Source organism: Pseudomonas sp. BRM28 (assembly GCF_002939405.1).
In the GTDB taxonomy this organism is placed as follows: domain Bacteria; phylum Pseudomonadota; class Gammaproteobacteria; order Pseudomonadales; family Pseudomonadaceae; genus Aquipseudomonas; species Aquipseudomonas palmensis.
This window is the reverse complement of sequence record NZ_PEFV01000001.1, coordinates 3,956,427-3,974,104: the sequence shown is the minus strand read 5'-3', so window position 1 is coordinate 3,974,104 and position 17,678 is coordinate 3,956,427. Positions and strand designations below refer to the sequence as shown.

The window sequence follows — 17,678 nt, the reverse complement described above, 5'->3', positions numbered from 1 at the left end:
ATTCGCTACTGGCGCAATGAATTTTTCAGTGCGCCGGCAGCGGCGTAGGTTTGAACCACGGCCCAACCGGCCACTTCAACCTGACGCTTTCGAGGGCATTGCCATGAACTTCAATCTTTTTTCGGTTATCGCGGCTTCGGCCATTTCTGCCTCCGTGGTGCTGCCTGCCGGCGCCCAGGTCGAGATCCGCGAGAAAAAATCCTCCACCCCGAGCTACACCCAGAAGTACCTGCAGCAAAGCGCGAATTTCTATGCGGCGCTGGATCACAAGGTCCAGCACTGATCGTTTCCGGTGCTGACCTTGTAGCGTCAGTACCGGCCCCTTCGCTGGTCAGCGTGCCATGATCGCGTTGAACAGCGCCGACTCCAGCCACCCCTGCAACCACACGCGCAAGCGCGGGTAGGGCGCTGTGGCAAACCAGTCAGGCTCGACCCCGGCAAACTGGCGAACGAATGGCATCAGCGCCACGTCCGCAATGCTCGGGTGCGCCGCCACCAGGTAGGCCTGCCGCTCGAGGCGCTGTTCCAGGTCCAGCAGTACCGCCTCGGCCAGCGCACGATACGTCTCGCGCGACTGCTCCGGGTAACGCTCGGCATACTTGTAGTGATTGAGCTGCTGCTTGAACAGCGTGTCATTGCGCTCGATCAGTTGCGTGGCCTGCTGCGCTGCGTTCGGGTCGTCCCGCAGCGCCCAGTTTTGCGGATCATGCCGGGCCAGCGCCCAGTGCATGATCTGCAGGCTTTCCTCCAGTACCTCACCGTCCACGCTCAACACCGGCACCGTGCCCTTGGGCGACAGCGCCAGCATGTCGGCCGGCTTGGCCTTCAGGCTCACTTCGCAGATCTGCACCGGGCAACCGGCGTAGCGCAAGGCCATGCGCGCACGCATCGCGTAGGGGCAGCGGTGGAACGAATACAGGATCATCCGCTGACCTCCACCGTGCTCAACCCATTGCCCTGGCGCCGCACCTGGATCTGCACCGGGATCCGCTCATGCATTTCCTGCACGTGGGAGATCACCGCCACCTTGCGGCCCTGGGCCTGCAGGCCGTCCAGCGCGTCCATGGCCAGTTGCAGCGACTCCGGGTCGAGGCTGCCGAAGCCTTCGTCGATGAACAGCGACTCGATGCGCAAGGTGCTCGAGGCCATCGAGGCCAGGCCCAGCGCCAGCGCCAGCGACACCAGGAAGGTCTCGCCGCCGGACAGCGAGTGCACCGAACGCAGTTCGTCGCCCATCTCGGTATCCAGTACCAGCAGCCCCAGCGCGCTGCCGCCACGCTTGAGCCGGTAGCGCCGCGCCAGCTGGCGCAACTGGGCATTGGCGTGGTGCACCAACAGATCGAGGTTGTAGCCCTGGGCGATCTTGCGGAACACGTCGCCGGTGGCCGAGCCGATCAGCGCGTTCAGGCGTGCCCAGCGCTGCCACTGGGCATAGGCCTGGGCGATGCGCTCGGCCAGGGCCTGGTTGGCCAGTTGCCGGCGCTGGTCGTCGGCCTGCTCGGCGCGCAGTTCGGCGCACTGCTGTTCGCTGATCACCAGGTGTTGCTGCAGCTCGCTCAGCGCCTGCTCCAGCTGCTCGGCGGGTACCTCGCCGCTGGCCTGGGCCTGATGCTGCTGCAGGCGCTGTTCGCGCTCTGCGACGAGCACGCCGGCCTGCTCGATGGCCTTTTCTGCCTGTTGCAGGCGCTGGCGCAGTTGACTGACCTGCTCGTCATCCACCGCCAGCAGCTGGTCCAGCCCGGCATCGTCGAGTTCCGGGTGACCCTGGCGCCATTGCCCGATGGCGTGGTCGAGCTGCTGGCTTTCCTGCTCCAGGGCGCCCAGACGCTGTTCGTCTGCCTTGAGTTCGGCAGCTCGCTCGATGGCCTGGGCCTGGGCCTGCTGCAACTGCTGGCCGGTCGTTGCCTGCGCGCTGCGCGCTGCCTCGACCTGCTGTTCCAGGTGCTGCTGCCAATGCTCGGCACCGGCATGCTCGCCAATCAGCGCGGTCAGGGCGTCGCGGGCCTGTTGCTGCTGGGTGCGCAGTGCATCGACCTGCTGCTGCACGGCCTGATGGCTGAGTTCGAGCGCCTGTTGCTGCACCTGGGTCTTTTCAAGCTGCTGCTGACGCTCGGCGTGCTCCTGCTGCTCGTCCTTTTGCCGGTCCAGCAGCTCCAGACGCTGGGCCAGTTGCTGGTCCAGTTGCAGGAAGGTCGCGGCGGGCTCCTGGCGCAAGGCGTCGAGAATGTCGCCTGGCAGCAGCGTGGCGAAGCCGGCCAGCGCCTGCTCCAGGTGTTCGTCGTCGGCCTGCAGCGCATGCTGTTGCTGGCTCAGGTGCTGCGCGGCCTGCTGGTTCGCCTCGACGCTCGCCTGCACCTGCTGCTGCACACGGGCGGCGTCTTTCTGCAGGGTCAGCAGGGTAGCGAGGCGTTGCTCGTCGCGGGCGATGTCGTCGTTCAGGCGGCGTAGCTGATGCTCCAGCCAGGCCGAGCGCTCGCCCACATCCTGTGCCGAGAGCTGCGCATACAGCGCGTGCGCCTCCAGGCCAGGAGCCAGTGCCTGCTGCTGGAGGGCCAGTTGTTCGTGCTGGTGCAGGTACTCCTTGATCTGGCCATTCACGCCGCCCAGGGTGCTGCGCAGTTCGTCGAGCTTGAGCTTGAGCGCCTCCACCGCCTGCAGGGCGCCGGCCTCTTCAGTCTGGTCGTGCCGGCCGAGGCTTTGCAGCAGGGCTTCGGGCTGGTGATAGGGGTGCTCCTGGCTGCCACACACCGGGCAGGGCTGGTCGTCCTGCAACTGCGCGCGCAGTTCCTCGACGCTGGCGCTGCGGGCCAGGCGCTGACGTTCGAGCACCTGGCGGGTGACCTGCAGGGCCTGTTCGGCGGCGGTCAGCTCGGTCTTGCCCTGCAGGCCTTCGGCGATCAGGCCTTCACGCTGTTGCTGGGCCGCCTGCTGGCGCTCGCGCAGGGCCTGGGCGCGTTGCGTCAGCTCCTGCTGGCTGGCCCACAGGCGGGACAGCTCTTCGACGGCGCGCTGCTGCTTGCGGTTGTCCTGCAGCAGGGTGCCGAGCAGGTCGATCTGTTCGGCCAGCGCCTCGGGCTCGGCGCCGGCCTCGTGGTAGAGCAGGGCCAGGCTTTCACGGTGTGCCTGCAACTGGCGTGCGCACTCATCGGCGCGCTGCTGCAGGCCGGGCAGTTCCTCGCGGCCCTGGCTGAGGCGGTTGCCGACCAGCATCAGTTGCTGCAACTGGGCGCGGTAGGCGTTCCAGGCATCACCGATGCTGGCCAGGTGAGCGCTCTGGCTCAACTGCTCGTCGATCTGCGCCAGGCGCTGGTGGGTGAGTTGCTGGCGCTCGATCAGCGCCTGGATCTGCTGCTGGCCTTGGCGACTGGCTTGCTCGGCCTGCTGACATTGAACGTTGCGCTGGTCAAGCTCCTGCTCCAGGCGCGCCAGCGTCTGCTGCTCGGCGAAGGCCTGGCGCAGCAGCGGCGCGCACTCGGTCTGCCGGGCCAGGGCCGTGGCCAGGTGCTCACCGGCGGCTTGCTGCGCCTGTTCAAGCTGCTGCAGGCGTTGCTGCAACGCGGCCTGCTGCTGGCGTTGTTGCTGGATGCTCGCTGCCAGTGGGCTGAGCTGGCTGGCCAGCTCCCGCTGGCGGGCGAACTGATGGCGCTGCGGGGCGAGCTGTTCGAGGCGGCTCAGGTTCAGGCGTTCGCCCTGCAACTGCGCCCACTGTTGCTGGGCGCTGTGCAACTGCTCGCTGGCGGCGGCCTGCTGGTCCTGCAGCTGCTTGAGTTCGGCGAACCAGCTGCGCTGCTGTTCGAGCAGGCGCAGGCGGGCCTGTTCGGCCTTGAGCTGGCGCTGCGCCTCGGCGAGGCGCTGGTCGAGCTCGGCGCGTGCCTCGTCGGCCATCGGCATCACGCCCTGGGCCTGGTCGGTGAGCGCCTTGTGCGCCTCTTCGGCCTCCTTGCTCTTGCTGTAGGCGCGCCGGCCCAGCTGGCTGTAGATGGCGGTGTTGGTGAGCTTTTCGAGCAGTTCGCTGCGTTCCTTGTCGTCGGCCTTGAGGAACGCGCTGAATTCGCTCTGCGCCAGCATCACGGCGCGGGTGAACTGTTCGAAGTTCAGGCCCAGGCGGGCCTCGATCATCTGCTCGTATTCGCGCTTGCTCTGGTTGCTCAGCAACTGGTTGCTGTCCAGGTCGTGCAGGCTCTGGCGGCTGCCCTGCAACTTGCCGGTGGGTTTGTCACGGGCGCGGTTGGCTTCCCAGCGGGCGCGGTAATGGCGCCCGTCGATGCCGACGAAGTCGACTTCGGCAAAGCCGCTGCCGGTGCCGCGGCGCAGCAGGGTGCGCGGGTCGCTGGTGAGTATTTCGCTGTCGACCTCGGGCAGCTTGGTCTCGCGGCCGATGTTGTTCAGCCGCGGCACCGCGCCGAACAGCGCCAGGCACAAGGCGTCGAGCAGGGTGCTCTTGCCGGCCCCGGTCGGCCCGGTGATGGCGAACAGGCCGGCGCTGGCCAGCGGCTCGCAGGTGAAGTCGATCTCGAACGGGCCGGCCAGGGAGGCGAGGTTCTTCAGGCGAATGGCAAGAATCTTCATGGCTGTTCCTCCTCCTGCTGCACGTCCTGCAACAGCAGGGCGAAGTCGGCCAGGGTCTGTTCGTCGACGCTGGTGCCGTAGGCCTGTTCCCAGGCACGGCTGAACAGGTCGTGGGGGCTGAGCTGGCCCAGCTCGATCAGGCGGGTGTCGTCCTCGCCGTCGCTGGCGCCGGTGCCGGCGTATTCGGCGGCGATGCGTACCAGGCGCACGGCCTTGCCTTGCAGGCAGGCTTCGAGCTGCTGGCGCAGGTCGGGCTGCGGTTCGTCCAGGCGCACCCGCACCTCCAGCCAGGGCTGGCGCTGCGGGTCGTCGAGCAGGTCGACCTGGGGCAGTTGCCCGAGTTGTTCGAGAATCTCCACCAGCGGCGCCGGGCCCAGGCGTTGCAGGGGCACGGCACGCGGTATCAGGCGCGGTTCGACACTGGTCAGGGTGGCGCCGTCGAGTTCGACTTCGAGGATCTGGTGCTGATAGCCGATTTCGGAGAACGACAGCGGAATCGGCGAGCCGCTGTAGCGGATGCGGTCTTCGCGGTTGACCTTCTGCGGCTTGTGCAGGTGGCCCAGGGCGACGTAGCTGATCTGGCTGCCGAACAGGCTGGCGGGCAGGGCCTCGGCATTGCCGATGATCAGGCTGCGCTCGGAGTCTTCCGATACCGAGCCGCCGGCCATGTGTGCGTGGCTCACGGCGATCAGCGCCTGGCCAGGCTTGCGTTGCTTGAGGGCGGCCTCGATCAGCCATTCGTGCACCTGGCCGATGCCGCGCAGGTAGTCGTCACCCAGGTGCGCACCGGTGACTTCGGCCGGGCGCAGGAAGGGCAGGGCCAGGCACCAGGCGGTCACCTTGCCCTTGGCGTTGGTCAGCGGCACCAGCAGGCGCTCGCTGTCGAGCTGGCCGTCGTCGAGCCAGTGCACGCGACCCAGGGCGTAGGTCCTGAGACGGCGCATCAGCGGTGCGGGCAATTCGATGCGCGAGCCGGAGTCGTGGTTGCCGGCGATCATCACGATGTTCAGCCTGGGCTGCTGTTCGTGGGCCTGCACGATGAAGTCGTAGAGGCGCTCCTGGGCTTTGACCGGCGGGTTGACGGTGTCGAAGATGTCGCCGGCGATCAGCAGCGCGTCAGGCTGGCGCAGCTTGAGCTGGCCGAGCAGCCAGTCGAGAAAGCAGGCATGTTCGAAGTCGCGCTCCTGGCCATGCAGGGTTTGCCCCAGGTGCCAGTCGGAGGTGTGAAACAGACGCATTGGAAGTCCCGTGAAGGTCGAGCCGGTAGCCGGCTATGGTAACGCGGGTGGCAGGTTTTGGGGGCTGCGATGACCCCTGCGCAGGCGCCGCGTTATTTGGGATAGAGCGGCGGCAGGCTGCCGTTCTCGGCGGCGCTCGGCTGCGCCTGTTCGGCTGCGGGAATGGTGCCGATCGCCCGCCACAGTTCATCGCCCTGCCAGTATTGCCCGCTCTCGCTGTACAGCGCGCCGTTGAGCCCGTCCAGCGCATCCGACAGCGGCACGAAGCGCGCCGCCATCTCGGCCAGGGTCTCGGGCTGCTGGCGGGCCCAGGCATCCAGCGCCTGGCGGGTGGCCTGCGGGTCGTTGGCCTGGCAGGCACGCTTGAGGTCGTCGAGCAGGGTGCGCGGGCTCGGCCCGCTCTGCGCCGCACGCATTACCGCCGGCTGCGAGCGTGCGCGCCACCACAGGGCGAAGCCGAGCAGGGTGGTCAGGGCCAGCAGCAGCGTGCTCAGTTGCCACGGCCATAGCGGCCGGTTCTCGAGGTTGACGACGCTGGCCGGGGTGTCTGCCGTGAGGGCAGGGTTGTCTTCGATCTTCAACCCGCGCGCCGGCAGGCTGGTGCGCTCCACGTGCTGTTCGCGGGTGTTCCACCACACCACCTCGAGGCTCGGCAGTTCCAGTGCGCCACTGTGGGTCGGCACTAGCGCCTCGCGTTCCTCGCGCAGGCCTAACAGCCCGCGTTCGCTGACCTCTTCGCGCAGTTGCGGCTGATCCGGGTAACGGCGCAGGCCGTTGACTTCGGTGGCGGGCAGCGGTGGCAGTTGCGCACTGGACAGCCCGTCGGCGCTGAGGATCACGCTGCGCGTCAGCGAGTCGCCGATCTGGGTCGGGGTCTGCGCAGGGTCCGGGCTCCAGCGTTCCTCAAGGCTCAGGCTGCGTGCCGGCAGCCACGGCTGGTCGGCGGGGTACTCGGCCGGTATCGGCAGCACCTGCAAGGGCAGCGGCGTGGAACTGACCCGTACCTGCTTGCCACGTGCCGCGCCGCTGTCGCCCTGGGCCGGCTCGTCGGCGCTGGTGGCGCTGAAGGTCAGGGCGGGTATGCTCAGTGCGCCGCTTTGCTGGGGGAAGATCGCGTAGCGCATCTCGATCACGCCAAAGCGCACGCCGTTGATCAGTTTTTCATAGGTGCGCGACTCGCCCAGCGGTTCGACCCGGGCATTGGCAATTACTAGCGGGCTGAGGCTGCTGTCATCGTAAAGCGACACCGAGTGGTAGATGCGCAGTGTCAGTACGGCCTGGGCCTGCACGTACACGCTGTCTGCGTCCAGGCTGGCATCGATGCTCACCGGCGCCTGGCTGATGTCGCTGGCCGCCTCGGCCGGCAGTACCTGCAACGTCACCGGCTGGCTCTGCGCCTCGCCCAGGTGCAGCACCGGCACCTGGACCGTGCCGCTCTGGCGCGGGCGCAGGGTGATGATCCAGCGGGTATTGGCCTGGGTCTGGCCGTCGAGGCTCTTGAGGCTGTTGACCTGGCGCGTGTCGCGCACTTCGAAGTCGGCCTGCAGCGGGGTCAGGTCGGGCTTGCCGAACTGGGTCACGTCTTCGATTTCCAGGGTCAGCTCCAGGGTTTCGCCCGCGATCAGGCGGCTGCGGTCGACGCTGGCGAGCAGCGTCGCCGCCTGCACCTGCAGGGCGAACAAGAAGCTGAAAACCAGGGCGCAGACGCGGATCATTTGGGGCTTTCCTGATGCAGTTGCTGTTCGTACCAGAACTTGCGACGCAACAGCTCGGACGGGTTGTCCGGGATCTGGCGCAGCCATTGTTCCAGGGCCTGGCGCTGCTCGGCATCCAGGCTGCTGTCGACGGGGCGCTGCGGTGGCCGGGTGGTGTCTTCGTCCGGCGGCTCGCTGGCGTTGTGCGCGTGCTCTGGCGCGGTGGCGGTGTCTTCGCCGGCGCCGGCCTTGGCATCGCCCTGGCTGCTGTCGCTGCTGTTCGATTGCTGGCCGTTGCTGGCCGAATCGGTCGGCAGGTCGGGCCGGCCCTGAGGCGGGTCTTCGGTGGCCGGCGGTTGCTGGGGCTGTTCGGGCTGGCGGCGCAGCAGCTGCTCGACCAGATCCTTGTTGGCCTGGGCCGCTTCCAGCTCGGGTTCCAGCTCCAGGGCCTGCTCCCAGGCATCCACGGCCGCCTCCAGTTCGCCGCTGCGGGCCAGGGCATTGCCGCGATTGTAATGGGCGCTGGCGTTGCTGGCCCGTGCGAATTCACGGGCGGCGCCAGCATAGTCGCCAGCCTGGTACAGCGCCATGCCTTTCCATTGCGGGTCTTCGAAGTGGCGGGCGGCCTCGGCCGGACGCTGCTGTTCGAGCAGGCGCTGGCCCTGCTGGTCGGGACGCAGCCACAGGTCGTTGAAGGTGAAGGCATGGCTCGGTTGCGGCAGCAGGCCGAGCAGCAGCGGCAGGCAGAACAGCCAGCCACGCCGGCCAGCGCACGCGGCCAGCAGCAGTAGCGGGATCAGCAGCCAGTAGCCCTGGTCGGCCCAGCTGTCCAGTTGCAGGGTCTGGCCGTCGGCGCGCAGCGCCTGGGGATTGTCGAACAGGCCCAGGCCGCGCAGGTCGAGGTCGTCGATGCGCGCCTTGCGGTAACGCCCGCCGGTACTGTTGATGAAGGCCTTGAGCTCGGCGCTGTCCAGGCGCGGAACCAGGATTGCCCCGTCCGCGTCCTTGAGGTATTCGCCGTTGGTCTGCCTGACCGGCGCGCCTTCGGGGGTGCCCACGCCCAGCATCAGCAGCTTGGGACCATGACGCCCCAGTGCCTGGGTGATGCCCTGACGTTCCTGCGGGCTGAGCGAGGAGCCGATCAGCAGCAGGCGCCCCTGGCCCAGCGCGCCCTGGGCCAGCAGTGCCAGCGCCTTGCGTACCGCCAGGTCGGCGCGCTGACCAGGTTGCGGCATGATGGCGGGGTCCAGGGCGTCGAGCAGGTTGCGGCTGGTGGCCAGGTCGTCGGACAGCGGCACCAGGGTGTGTGCGCTGCCGGCATACACGATGATCGCGGTCTGGCTATCGCGGCGGTGTTCGAGCAGGTCGAGCAGCTTGCGTCTGGCCTGCTGCAGGCGGTTGGGCGGGGTGTCGTCGGCGAGCATCTGCGGGGTCAGTTCGAGCATGACCACCAGCGGGTCGGCGGCGCGCTGGCGGGTCTCTTCCAGGCGCTCCCAGCTGGGGCCGACCAGGGCCAGCACGGCCAGCAGCCAGGCCAGGCCCAGGGCGATCCACGGCAGCTTGCTGTCGCGGCCATTGCCGCCGCCCAGCAGCACGGCATGGAACGCCGCGGGCAGGATCATCTGCCAGCGTCCGGCGCGCTTTTGTCGGTGCCACAGCTTCCACAGCAGCCAGCCGAGCAGCGGCAGCAGCAACAGCCAGGCCGGGCGCAACCATTGGGGCCAGAGCTCGATCATCGACGCCTCCGCAGGCGCAGGCGCTTGAGGCGCTCGCGCCATTCGGGGTGCGGCTGCAGAAAGTGCGGCCGGCGCAGCAGGCGTTGCAGCAGGTTGTCGGGCCAGCGATCGCGCACCACCAGCAGTACGCTCAGGCCCAGCGCCAGGGCCAGCGGCCAGCTGTACAGGGCATGCGCGGTACGCGCCTGGGTCGGTTGCTGGGCTACCGGCTCGAGGCGGTCGAGGGTCTGGCCGATGGCGTTGAGTTCGTTGCCGTCGCGGGCGCGGAAGTAGGCGCCGTGGGTGACCTCGGCGATCTCCCTGAGCGAGGCTTCGTCCAGGTCCAGGCTCGGGTTGAGCCCGAGCATGCCGGCGGTGCCGGTTTCGTCCGGGTCGGCGCCGATGCCGATGGTGTAGATCCTGATGCTTTCCTGGGCGGCCAGGCGCGCGGCGGTCAGCGGATGGATCTGCCCGCCGTTGTTGGCGCCATCGGTCAGCAGAATCAGCACGCGGCTTTGCGCAGGGCGCATGCGCAGGCGCTTGACCGCCAGGCCGATGGCATCGCCAATGGCGGTGTTCTTGCCGGCGATACCGATCTGCGCCTCGTCGAGAAAGCTGCGCACGGTGCGTCGGTCGAACGTCAGCGGGGCCTGCAGGTAGGCCTGGCTGCCGAACAGGATGAGCCCCACGCGGTCGCCTTCACGCGCTTGCAGAAAGTCGCCCATCAGTTGCTTGACCAGGGTCAGGCGGCTGACGTCCTCGTCGTCCCAGCGCATGTCGGGGAAGTCCATCGAGCCGGACACGTCCACCGCCACCAGCAGGTCGCGCCCACTGGCGGCCACCGGCAGCGGCTCGCCCAGCCATTGCGGGCGCGCGGCGGCGCACAGCAACAGCAGCCACACCAGCACGAACGGCGCCTGCTGGCGCCAGGTCGGCAGGTTGAGCCGCGCGCGACGCCCGGCCAGGCCTTCGAGTTCGTCCAGAAAGCTCACCTTGAGCACCGGTTCGCCGCTGTCGGCGGCCGGCAGCAGCAGACGGGCCAGCCACGGCAGCGGCAACAGCGCGAAGACCCACGGCCAGGCCAGTTCAAACATGTTTGCGAATCCAGGTGTCGACCGCCTGGTTGAGCCCGGCGATGGCCTTGTCGTCAAGCCGGCACTCGGGCTTGTAGGCGCCTTCCACCAGTACCATCCAGCGGGTCAGGCCGGCGGCCGGGCAGCGGTTGTCGAGAAACGCCAACCACTTGCGCCCGTTGAGGGTGTGACTGTGGCTGTCGGGGTAGTGGTTGCGGCACAGGCGTTTGAGCAGGGCGTTGATCTGCTGCAGCCAGGCACCGGCCGGTGCGCCGTCGTAGGGCTTGGGCAGCGCCGCCAGCTCTGCCAGGGCGGCGATGCGGATCGGTTCCAGCGGTTGTTCGGCGCGTGGCAGCGGAGCCTTGCGCGGGCGCCAGTGACGCAGCCGCCACAGGCCCCAGGCGAGCACGGGCAGCAATGCCAGCAGCACCCACCAGCCCGGCGCGGGCGGCCACGCGCCGATGGGGGCGGGGGCGATCAGCGGTTGCAGTGCGTCCAGTGGGTTCATCGGCTTTTACCCGAGCGTTGCGGGTCGAGGTATTCGCGCAGTTGCTCGATCATTTCGCTCTGGGTGCTCAAGGGCATCAGCACCACGCGCAGTTTCTGGGCCAGCAGTTCCCAGCGTTCGATGCGTGCCTCGCTCTGCTGGCGATAGCTCTTGCGCAGGTTGGCATCCAGGGTATCGAGCTCCAGCTGTGCGCCGCGCTGGGCAAAGCGCAACAAGCCGGCGGCGGGCAGGGCGTGGTCGAGTGGGTCGGACACCGGCAGTAGCAGCAGGTCGCAGTGGCGCGCCAGCAGGCTCATCTGTTGCTCCACCCCGGGGGTGAGCGCGCGTTCGTCGCAGATCACGATGGCCAGGCTGCCCGGGCGCAGCACTTCGCGGGCGCGGCGCAGGGCGATGTTGAGGTTGTCGCCCTGGGGCAGGGCCTCGGTGTGCAGCGACTGGTTGACCCGCGCCAGGCGGTTGAGCAGTTGCAGCAGGCTCTGCTTGCTGCGCCGTGGCTTGATTTCATAGTGCTCGTTATCGCCGAACACCAGGCCGCCGATGCGGTCGTTGTGGCCCAGCGCGGCCCAGCCGATCAGGGCGGCGGCCTGGGCGGCAAGTACCGACTTGAACATCAGTCCGGAGCCGAAGAACAGGCGTCGGCTCTGTTCGACCAAAATGAAGATGGGCCGCTCGCGCTCTTCGTGGAACAGCTTGGTGTGGGGTTCCTGGGTGCGGGCGGTGACTCGCCAGTCGATGTTGCGCACATCGTCGCCGGCCTGGTAAACGCGCACCTGGTCGAAGTCCACGCCGCGCCCGCGCAGGCGCGAGTGATGCAGGCCCACCAGCGGGCTGCGTTGCCCGGGGGCGGAGAACAGCTGCACCTCGCGCACGCGATGACGCATCTCGATCAGCTCGGAAAGGCCGATGCGGATGCCGGGCTCGGCCTGCGCTGAAAGAGGCATGGCTTCAGGCCACGGCGACGACGTCGAGGATGCGCTGGATCACCCGGTCCTGGTCGATACCGGCCGCTTCGGCCTCGAACGAAAGAATGATGCGGTGGCGCAGCACGTCGAACAGCACCGCCTGGATGTCTTCGGGGCTGACGAAGTCGCGTCCGGCCAGCCAGGCGTGGGCGCGTGCGCAGCGGTCCAGGGCAATGGAGCCCCGCGGGCTGGCGCCGTAGGCGATCCAGTCGCCGAGTTCGGCGTCGTACTTGGCACCGGTGCGGGTGGCCATCACCAGTTGCACCAGGTACTCCTCCACTGCGTCGGCCATGTACAGGCCGAGGATCTCCTTGCGTGCGGCGAAGATCGCCTGCTGGCTGACCCGGCGTTCGGGCTTGGTTTCGCCGTTGAGCGCCTCGCCGCGCGCCTGCTGCAGAATGCGCCGCTCCACGGCGGCATCGGGAAAGCCGATTTTCACGTGCATCAGGAAACGGTCGAGCTGGGCTTCGGGCAGCGGGTAGGTGCCTTCCTGCTCGATGGGGTTCTGCGTGGCCATCACCAGGAACAGGGGCGACAGCTCGTAGGTGCTGCGACCCACGCTGACCTGGCGCTCGGCCATGGCCTCGAGCAGGGCCGACTGGACCTTGGCCGGGGCGCGGTTGATTTCGTCGGCCAGCACCAGGTTGTGGAAGATCGGACCCTGCTGGAACACGAAGCTGCCGGTTTCAGGGCGATAGATTTCGGTGCCGGTGATGTCGGCGGGCAGCAGGTCGGGGGTGAACTGGATGCGGTGGAACTGCGCCTCGACGCCTTCGGCGAGTTCCTTGATGGCCTTGGTCTTGGCCAGGCCCGGCGCACCCTCCACCAGCATATGACCATCGGCGAGCAGCACGATGAGCAGGCGCTCGACCAGTTTTTCCTGGCCAAGAATCTGGGTGGAGAGAAAGGTGCGCAGCGCGATGAGCGCTTCACGATGTTCCATCGGGACGGTTCCTGGGCGTGCGCCCGGGGGGAGGGCAACAACGCCCGGGCAGGGGCTGATACTTTAATCCATCCGGGGGTGCGGCGACTAATGGTGGGTGGGTAAATTTGAGCGCAGATCACAAATCATCGGTGCCGCCATCGCGGGTCAAGCCCGCTCCCACAAGGTCGGCGCTGTTCTTGTGGGAGCGGGCTTGACCCGCGATGATTAGCCAGGCGAGTCAGTTCTTGAAGCTGGAGTGCTTGCGCCCCTGGTCACACAGGGCGAACACCACCACGAACACTGCGGCAATCGCCAGGATCGCCACCACGCCGTCGGTCGAATGGGTCGGCGAGCTGGCCACCAGTGCCAGGCCGCCCAGTGGCGCCAGGCCACCGGCCACCGCGGTGCCGATCTCGCGCCCGGTGCCAAAGCCCGATGAGCGCGTGGCCGTGGGGAACTGGCGGCTGAGGAACGAACCCTGCGGGGCGAACATCATCGGCGCCAGCAGGCCGGTACCAATGGCGATGGCGATGTAGATCATCAGCGGCTCGGCGGTGTTGAGCAGGGCCATGAACGGGTACGCGAACAGTACCGAGAACAGACCGCCCATGATCAGCACGGCCTTGCTGCTCCATTTGTCGCACAACCAGCCGAAGCATGGCACCGCCACGATCGCCACCAGGCTGGCAATGGTCACCGACAGCGAGGTCACGTGGGCCTCCACACCCTTGAACTGGGTCAGGTAGGCCAGCGAGAAGGTCTTGAAGATATAGCTCAGGGCGTTGTAGCCGATGGCCACGAAGAACACCACGGCCAGGCCCTTGAGGTCGTTCTTGAACAGCGCCTTGAGCGGCGACACCTTGGCTTTTTTCGGCGCTTGCTCGAGTTCGGCGAACTGCGGGGTTTCCGGAATGCTGCGGCGTACCCAGAAGCCCACGCCCACCAGCACGATGCTGCAGATGAACGGGATGCGCCAGCCGCCCGAGAGCAGGAAGTCGTTGCCGTTCATGGTCAGCAGGTACACGGTCAGCGACGACAGCAGCAGGCCCAGGTTGAGCCCCAGCGCAGGCCAGGCACCCTGACTGCCGCGCTTGCCTTCGCTGGCATGTTCGTAGCTGGTCACGGCCGCGGCGGACAGCTCGGCGCCCGCGCCCAGGCCCTGGATGATGCGCACCAGCACCAGGATGATCGGCGCCCAGATGCCAATGCTGGCGTAGCTGGGGATCAGGCCGATCAGCGTGGTGCACAGGCCCATCATGCAGAAGGTCACCACCAGTACCTGCTTGCGCCCGAAACGGTCGCCCAGGTAGCCGAACAGCACGCCGCCGAACGGGCGGGCGATAAAGCCGATGGCAAAGGTGGAGAAGGCCAGCAGCGAGGCAACCTGAGGGTTGCTGGCGTCGAAGAAGATCTTCGAGAACACGATGGCCGCCATGGTGGCGTACAGGTAGAAGTCGTACCACTCCAGCATCGAGCCGAAGATGGTGGCCGCCGCGACCTTGCGCAGGCGCTTCCTGTTCTGTTCCGGGGTTTCGGTTGCGGTGGTGACCGCTTCATGTACCGACATCGAGAGATTCCTTGTTGGTCTTTGTAGTTATTTTCAAGCGGGCGGCGGGCGCCCGTGCAGCAATGCGGATCAGCGTGGTGTGAGCAGGCGGTCGGCGATCATTTCGCCGATCGGGATGGCCGAGGTGGCTGCCGGCGACGGTGCGTTGCACACGTGGACCATGCGCGGGGTCTCGGCGAACAGGAAGTCGTGCACCAGGGTGCCGTCACGCATCACTGCCTGGGCGCGGATGCCCGCCTCGTAGGGCAGCAGGTCGTCGACCTCGAGCGAAGGGCAGTATTTGCGGCACTGTTCCAGGTAGCCGCGCTTGAACAGCGAGTTCTTCATCTCGGTGGTGCCCGAACCGAGGTTGTTCCACAGGGTTTTCCAGAAGCCGGGGAAGCTGGCGTACTGCGCCACGTCGCGCCAGTTGATCGAGAACTTGCCGTAGTTCTCGCGGCCCAGGCCCAGCACCGCATTCGGCCCGACAGTGACGCTGCCGTCGATCATGCGGGTGAGGTGCACGCCCAGAAACGGCAGCTCCGGGTCGGGGATCGGGTAGATCAGGTGATTGACGATCTGGTTCTTGGTGGCTGGCAGGCGGAAGTATTCGCCGCGAAACGGGATGATCTGGTGGTCGATCCTGACCCCGGCCAGCGCCGCCAGGCGGTCCGACTGCAGGCCGGCGCAGGCGACCAGCTGCCTGGCGCGCCATACGCGGTCTTCGCTGCTGATGGTGACGCTGTCGCCGCTTTCGGCGATCGCCGCCACGCGGGTGTCCAGGCAGATCTCGCCGCCGGCGGCCTGGATGACCTTGGCCATGGCCTGGCACACCTGCTTGTAGTCGACGATGCCGGTGGCATCGAGGAACAGCCCGCCCAGACCGACGATGTTCGGCTCACGACGGCGCAGTTCGGCGGCATCCAGGCGCTCGACCTTCAGCCCGTTCTGTTGCGAGCGCTCGTACAGCGCCTGCATGCGTTGCACCTCGAGCGGGTTGGACGCCACCAGCAGCTTGCCGCACACCTCGTACTTGATGGCGTGGGTGTCGCAGAAGTCCTTGGTGGCCTGGGCGCCGCGCTTGCACAGGTCGGCCTTGAGGCTGCCGGGTGCGTAGTAGATGCCGGCGTGGATGACCCCGCTGTTGTGGCCGGTCTGGTGCCGGGCCAGTGTGGTTTCCTTCTCCAGGATGACCAGCGAGGCGCCAGGCTGGCGCTTGAGCAGCGCCATGGCGGTGGCGAGGCCGACGATGCCGCCGCCGATGATGCAGTAGTCGTAAATCATGCAGGGGTCACCTTGGTATTCTTATCTGGTTATCAGGTTGTCAGACTAAGTAGTGCGAAGAAAAGGGCGCTGACCCGCAGCGCCCGTCACGTGATGTTCATTCCATGGCTGGCAGGTCCAGCTTCAGGCGTTTGGCCGAGGCCCGCAGGTGCGCTTCGGCGCAGGCCGCGGCGCGCTGGCGGTCACCGTCGGCAATCGCCTGGTACAGCGCCTGGTGTTCGCGATTGGCGTCGGCCGAGCCGCCTACCGAATGCGCCGCCGAGTTCTCCCACGCGGTCTTGCGCGCGGCAGCCAGCTGGCCGCGCAGAAAGTCATGGAAGGCGACGAAGTAGTCGTTCTTGCTGGCTTCGGCAATTGCGCGGTGAAACTCCACGTCGGCAGCCGCGGCCACGTCGAACTGGCTGCGCTTGTCGATCATCTCCTGCAGGGCCTTGGCCATGCGCGCCAGGTCTGCCTGGTCGCGGCGCTGGGCGGCAATCGAAGCGGCCTGGGTTTCGATCCACAGGCGCACTTCGAACATCTGCACCAGGTCGGCACTGCGCCCGTTGTTGCTGGGGAAGCGGAACACCGTGCCGGTCGGATTCTGCGAAATGTACGAGCCCAGCCCGCGCCGGGCGATCAGTACGCCATCGGCCTTGAGCTGGGAGATCGCCTCGCGCACCACCGAGCGGCTGACATTCAGCTGTTCGGCCAGTTGCTGCTCGGTGGGCAGGCGTGCTTCGGCAGCCAGGCGCCCCGAATCGATCTCGGTGCGGATGGCGCTGACGACGCGTTCCACCAGGGTGTCGGGGCGTTGAAGCTCGAGCATGAAGGATAAAGCCAGTAGGTCAGGTTGTCAGACAATGCCCGTGCAGCCGCATGTTGTCAAGATTGTGCCTGGGGTTGCAGGCGATAGAACGCCCGTGCGTTACCCCACAGCACGCGCTCGACACTGGCGCTGCCCAGCGTGTGGCGGATCAGCTGGATATCGGCCGGGTCGAACGGGCGCGGTGCGCGGGTGGAGGGCAGGTCGCTGCCGAACATCAGGGCGTGGGGGTTGGCGGCATCGATGTCGCGCAGGGCTTTGGCCACGTCGAAATCGACCCGGCCAAAGCCGCAGGCCTTGATGCGCACACCTGCCTCGGCCAGTTGCAGCAGCGCCGGCAGGCCTTCGCGGCGCAGGCCCAGGTGATCGATGCTTACCGCCGGCAAGCGGCGCAGCAGCGGGGTCAGCTCGCCCAGCTCGCGCGAATCGACGTACAGCTCGACGTGCCAGCCGGCCAGCTCGAACACGCGCAGGGCCATGGCTTCGAGCTGATCGGCCTGCGCCGAGCCGCCGCGCTTGAGGTTGAAGCGCAGCGCACGCACGCCGGCGGCATCCAGCGCGAGCAGCTCGGCATCGCTGATGCCGGCCGGCACCTGGGTCACCCCCACGTAGCCTGGGCCCAGCTGTTTCAAGGCGGCCAGCAGGTAGCCCTGGTCGAAGGCCTGGAACGAGCCCGACACCACCGCGCCGCCGCAGATGCCCAGCGGCGTGACGGCCGCCAGGTAGTCTTCGGTGGTGAAGGCCTCGGGCAGGTAGCCGTTGTTGGGCACCAGCGCGAAGCGCGGGTCGATGATGTGGCAGTGGGCGTCGAAGATCGGCTGGGGCATGGGGGCTCCTTGACGGGGTTACAGCTCGCTGACGTAGGTGCCGGTGCCCTTGAGGATGTTCTGCAGGGTCTGCTCGACTTCGGCGAGGTCGGTGCCGTCGCTGCTGAGGGTGATTTCCAGATGATCGGCGCCGTTGAACACGTCGGCGTCTCCCGGCGCCACTTCGATCAGCAGGCGCCTGGCGCTGAGGGTGACCTTGATGCCGTCCAGTGTGCTCGGTTCGTCATCCAGGGTGATGTCCACCGTGTCTTCGTCCGGGTAGCGGGTCATGAGGAACATCTGGCCCTTGTCGCTGTGGCAGCACAGGGTGGCCATGTTGTCTTCTTCATCATCGCAGGGGGTGGCGAAGAGCAGGGGGGTGGTCAGTTGCATGGACGGCTCGGTGGTCAAGAAGTGAAACGCGAGTGTGCCAGTCTTCGGTCAATGGATAAATCGCCGCCTGCCGCTGATTGACCGAATATGTCGCAGCATCGCAAGCAGGGGTGACCGGCCAGTCGTTAAGCTGCCCTGTCGATGGACAACCCGACGACAC

The 17,678-nt window shown here is 67.3% G+C and carries 15 protein-coding genes; 1 reads left to right on the top strand and 14 read right to left on the bottom strand.

Translation table 11 applies throughout. From position 1 onward, the window contains the following. The first annotated feature begins 103 nt into the window (after positions 1 to 103). Complete coding sequence (locus CR917_RS18725) at positions 104 to 283, top strand: hypothetical protein (protein WP_043864631.1); 180 nt, start codon at positions 104 to 106, stop codon at positions 281 to 283. A 48-nt stretch (positions 284 to 331) separates the two neighbouring features. Here CR917_RS18725 and CR917_RS18720 read toward each other — a convergent pair whose 3' ends face one another. The 14 genes from CR917_RS18720 to CR917_RS18655 all read right to left on the bottom strand — a co-directional run bounded on the left by CR917_RS18720 (position 332) and on the right by CR917_RS18655 (position 17,518). Beyond that, complete coding sequence (locus tag CR917_RS18720; RefSeq protein ID WP_104572784.1) at positions 332 to 925, bottom strand: glutathione S-transferase; 594 nt, start codon at positions 923 to 925, stop codon at positions 332 to 334. Further along, entirely contained in the window at positions 922 to 4,569 is a 3,648-nt protein-coding gene (locus tag CR917_RS18715; protein WP_104572783.1) for an AAA family ATPase, read from the bottom strand. Before CR917_RS18715 ends, CR917_RS18720 begins: the two co-directional genes overlap by 4 nt. After that, positions 4,566 to 5,807, bottom strand: coding sequence for an exonuclease SbcCD subunit D C-terminal domain-containing protein (locus tag CR917_RS18710; protein ID WP_078479577.1), 1,242 nt, complete (start codon positions 5,805 to 5,807; stop codon positions 4,566 to 4,568). Before CR917_RS18710 ends, CR917_RS18715 begins: the two co-directional genes overlap by 4 nt. A 92-nt stretch (positions 5,808 to 5,899) precedes the next feature. Continuing rightward, entirely contained in the window at positions 5,900 to 7,522 is a 1,623-nt protein-coding gene (locus tag CR917_RS18705) for a BatD family protein (RefSeq protein ID WP_104572782.1), read from the bottom strand. Further along, positions 7,519 to 9,237 carry a VWA domain-containing protein gene (locus CR917_RS18700; RefSeq protein WP_104572781.1) on the bottom strand — a complete coding sequence of 573 codons (1,719 nt, stop codon included), beginning with the start codon at positions 9,235 to 9,237 and terminating at the stop codon, positions 7,519 to 7,521. Before CR917_RS18700 ends, CR917_RS18705 begins: the two co-directional genes overlap by 4 nt. Then, positions 9,234 to 10,310 (bottom strand): VWA domain-containing protein, encoded by a 1,077-nt coding sequence (locus CR917_RS18695; protein WP_054916214.1) that lies wholly within the window; start codon positions 10,308 to 10,310, stop codon positions 9,234 to 9,236. The genes CR917_RS18700 and CR917_RS18695 overlap by 4 nt, the downstream gene beginning before the upstream one ends. Continuing rightward, a complete protein-coding gene (locus CR917_RS18690) occupies positions 10,303 to 10,797 on the bottom strand; it encodes a DUF4381 domain-containing protein (RefSeq protein WP_043864624.1) in 495 nt (164 codons plus the stop codon). Before CR917_RS18690 ends, CR917_RS18695 begins: the two co-directional genes overlap by 8 nt. Further along, positions 10,794 to 11,738 carry a DUF58 domain-containing protein gene (locus CR917_RS18685; protein ID WP_104572780.1) on the bottom strand — a complete coding sequence of 315 codons (945 nt, stop codon included), beginning with the start codon at positions 11,736 to 11,738 and terminating at the stop codon, positions 10,794 to 10,796. The genes CR917_RS18690 and CR917_RS18685 overlap by 4 nt, the downstream gene beginning before the upstream one ends. Before the next feature lie 4 nt (positions 11,739 to 11,742). Further along, on the bottom strand, positions 11,743 to 12,702 hold the full coding sequence (locus CR917_RS18680) for a MoxR family ATPase (RefSeq protein ID WP_043864622.1): 960 nt from the start codon (positions 12,700 to 12,702) through the stop codon (positions 11,743 to 11,745). A 220-nt stretch (positions 12,703 to 12,922) separates the two neighbouring features. Beyond that, complete coding sequence (locus tag CR917_RS18675) at positions 12,923 to 14,251, bottom strand: MFS transporter (protein ID WP_043864621.1); 1,329 nt, start codon at positions 14,249 to 14,251, stop codon at positions 12,923 to 12,925. Between the two features lie 69 nt (positions 14,252 to 14,320). Next, a complete protein-coding gene (lhgO, locus tag CR917_RS18670; protein ID WP_043864620.1) occupies positions 14,321 to 15,514 on the bottom strand; it encodes an L-2-hydroxyglutarate oxidase in 1,194 nt (397 codons plus the stop codon). A 97-nt stretch (positions 15,515 to 15,611) separates the two neighbouring features. Beyond that, complete coding sequence (locus CR917_RS18665) at positions 15,612 to 16,322, bottom strand: FadR/GntR family transcriptional regulator (protein WP_043864619.1); 711 nt, start codon at positions 16,320 to 16,322, stop codon at positions 15,612 to 15,614. 56 nt (positions 16,323 to 16,378) lie between these two features. Further along, positions 16,379 to 17,146, bottom strand: coding sequence for an amidohydrolase (locus tag CR917_RS18660; RefSeq protein ID WP_104572779.1), 768 nt, complete (start codon positions 17,144 to 17,146; stop codon positions 16,379 to 16,381). Positions 17,147 to 17,164: 18 nt separating this feature from the next. Then, the gene (locus CR917_RS18655) at positions 17,165 to 17,518 is read right to left on the bottom strand and encodes a hypothetical protein (RefSeq protein ID WP_043864617.1); all 354 of its coding nucleotides are present in this window, start codon (positions 17,516 to 17,518) and stop codon (positions 17,165 to 17,167) included. Positions 17,519 to 17,678: the final 160 nt, after the last annotated feature.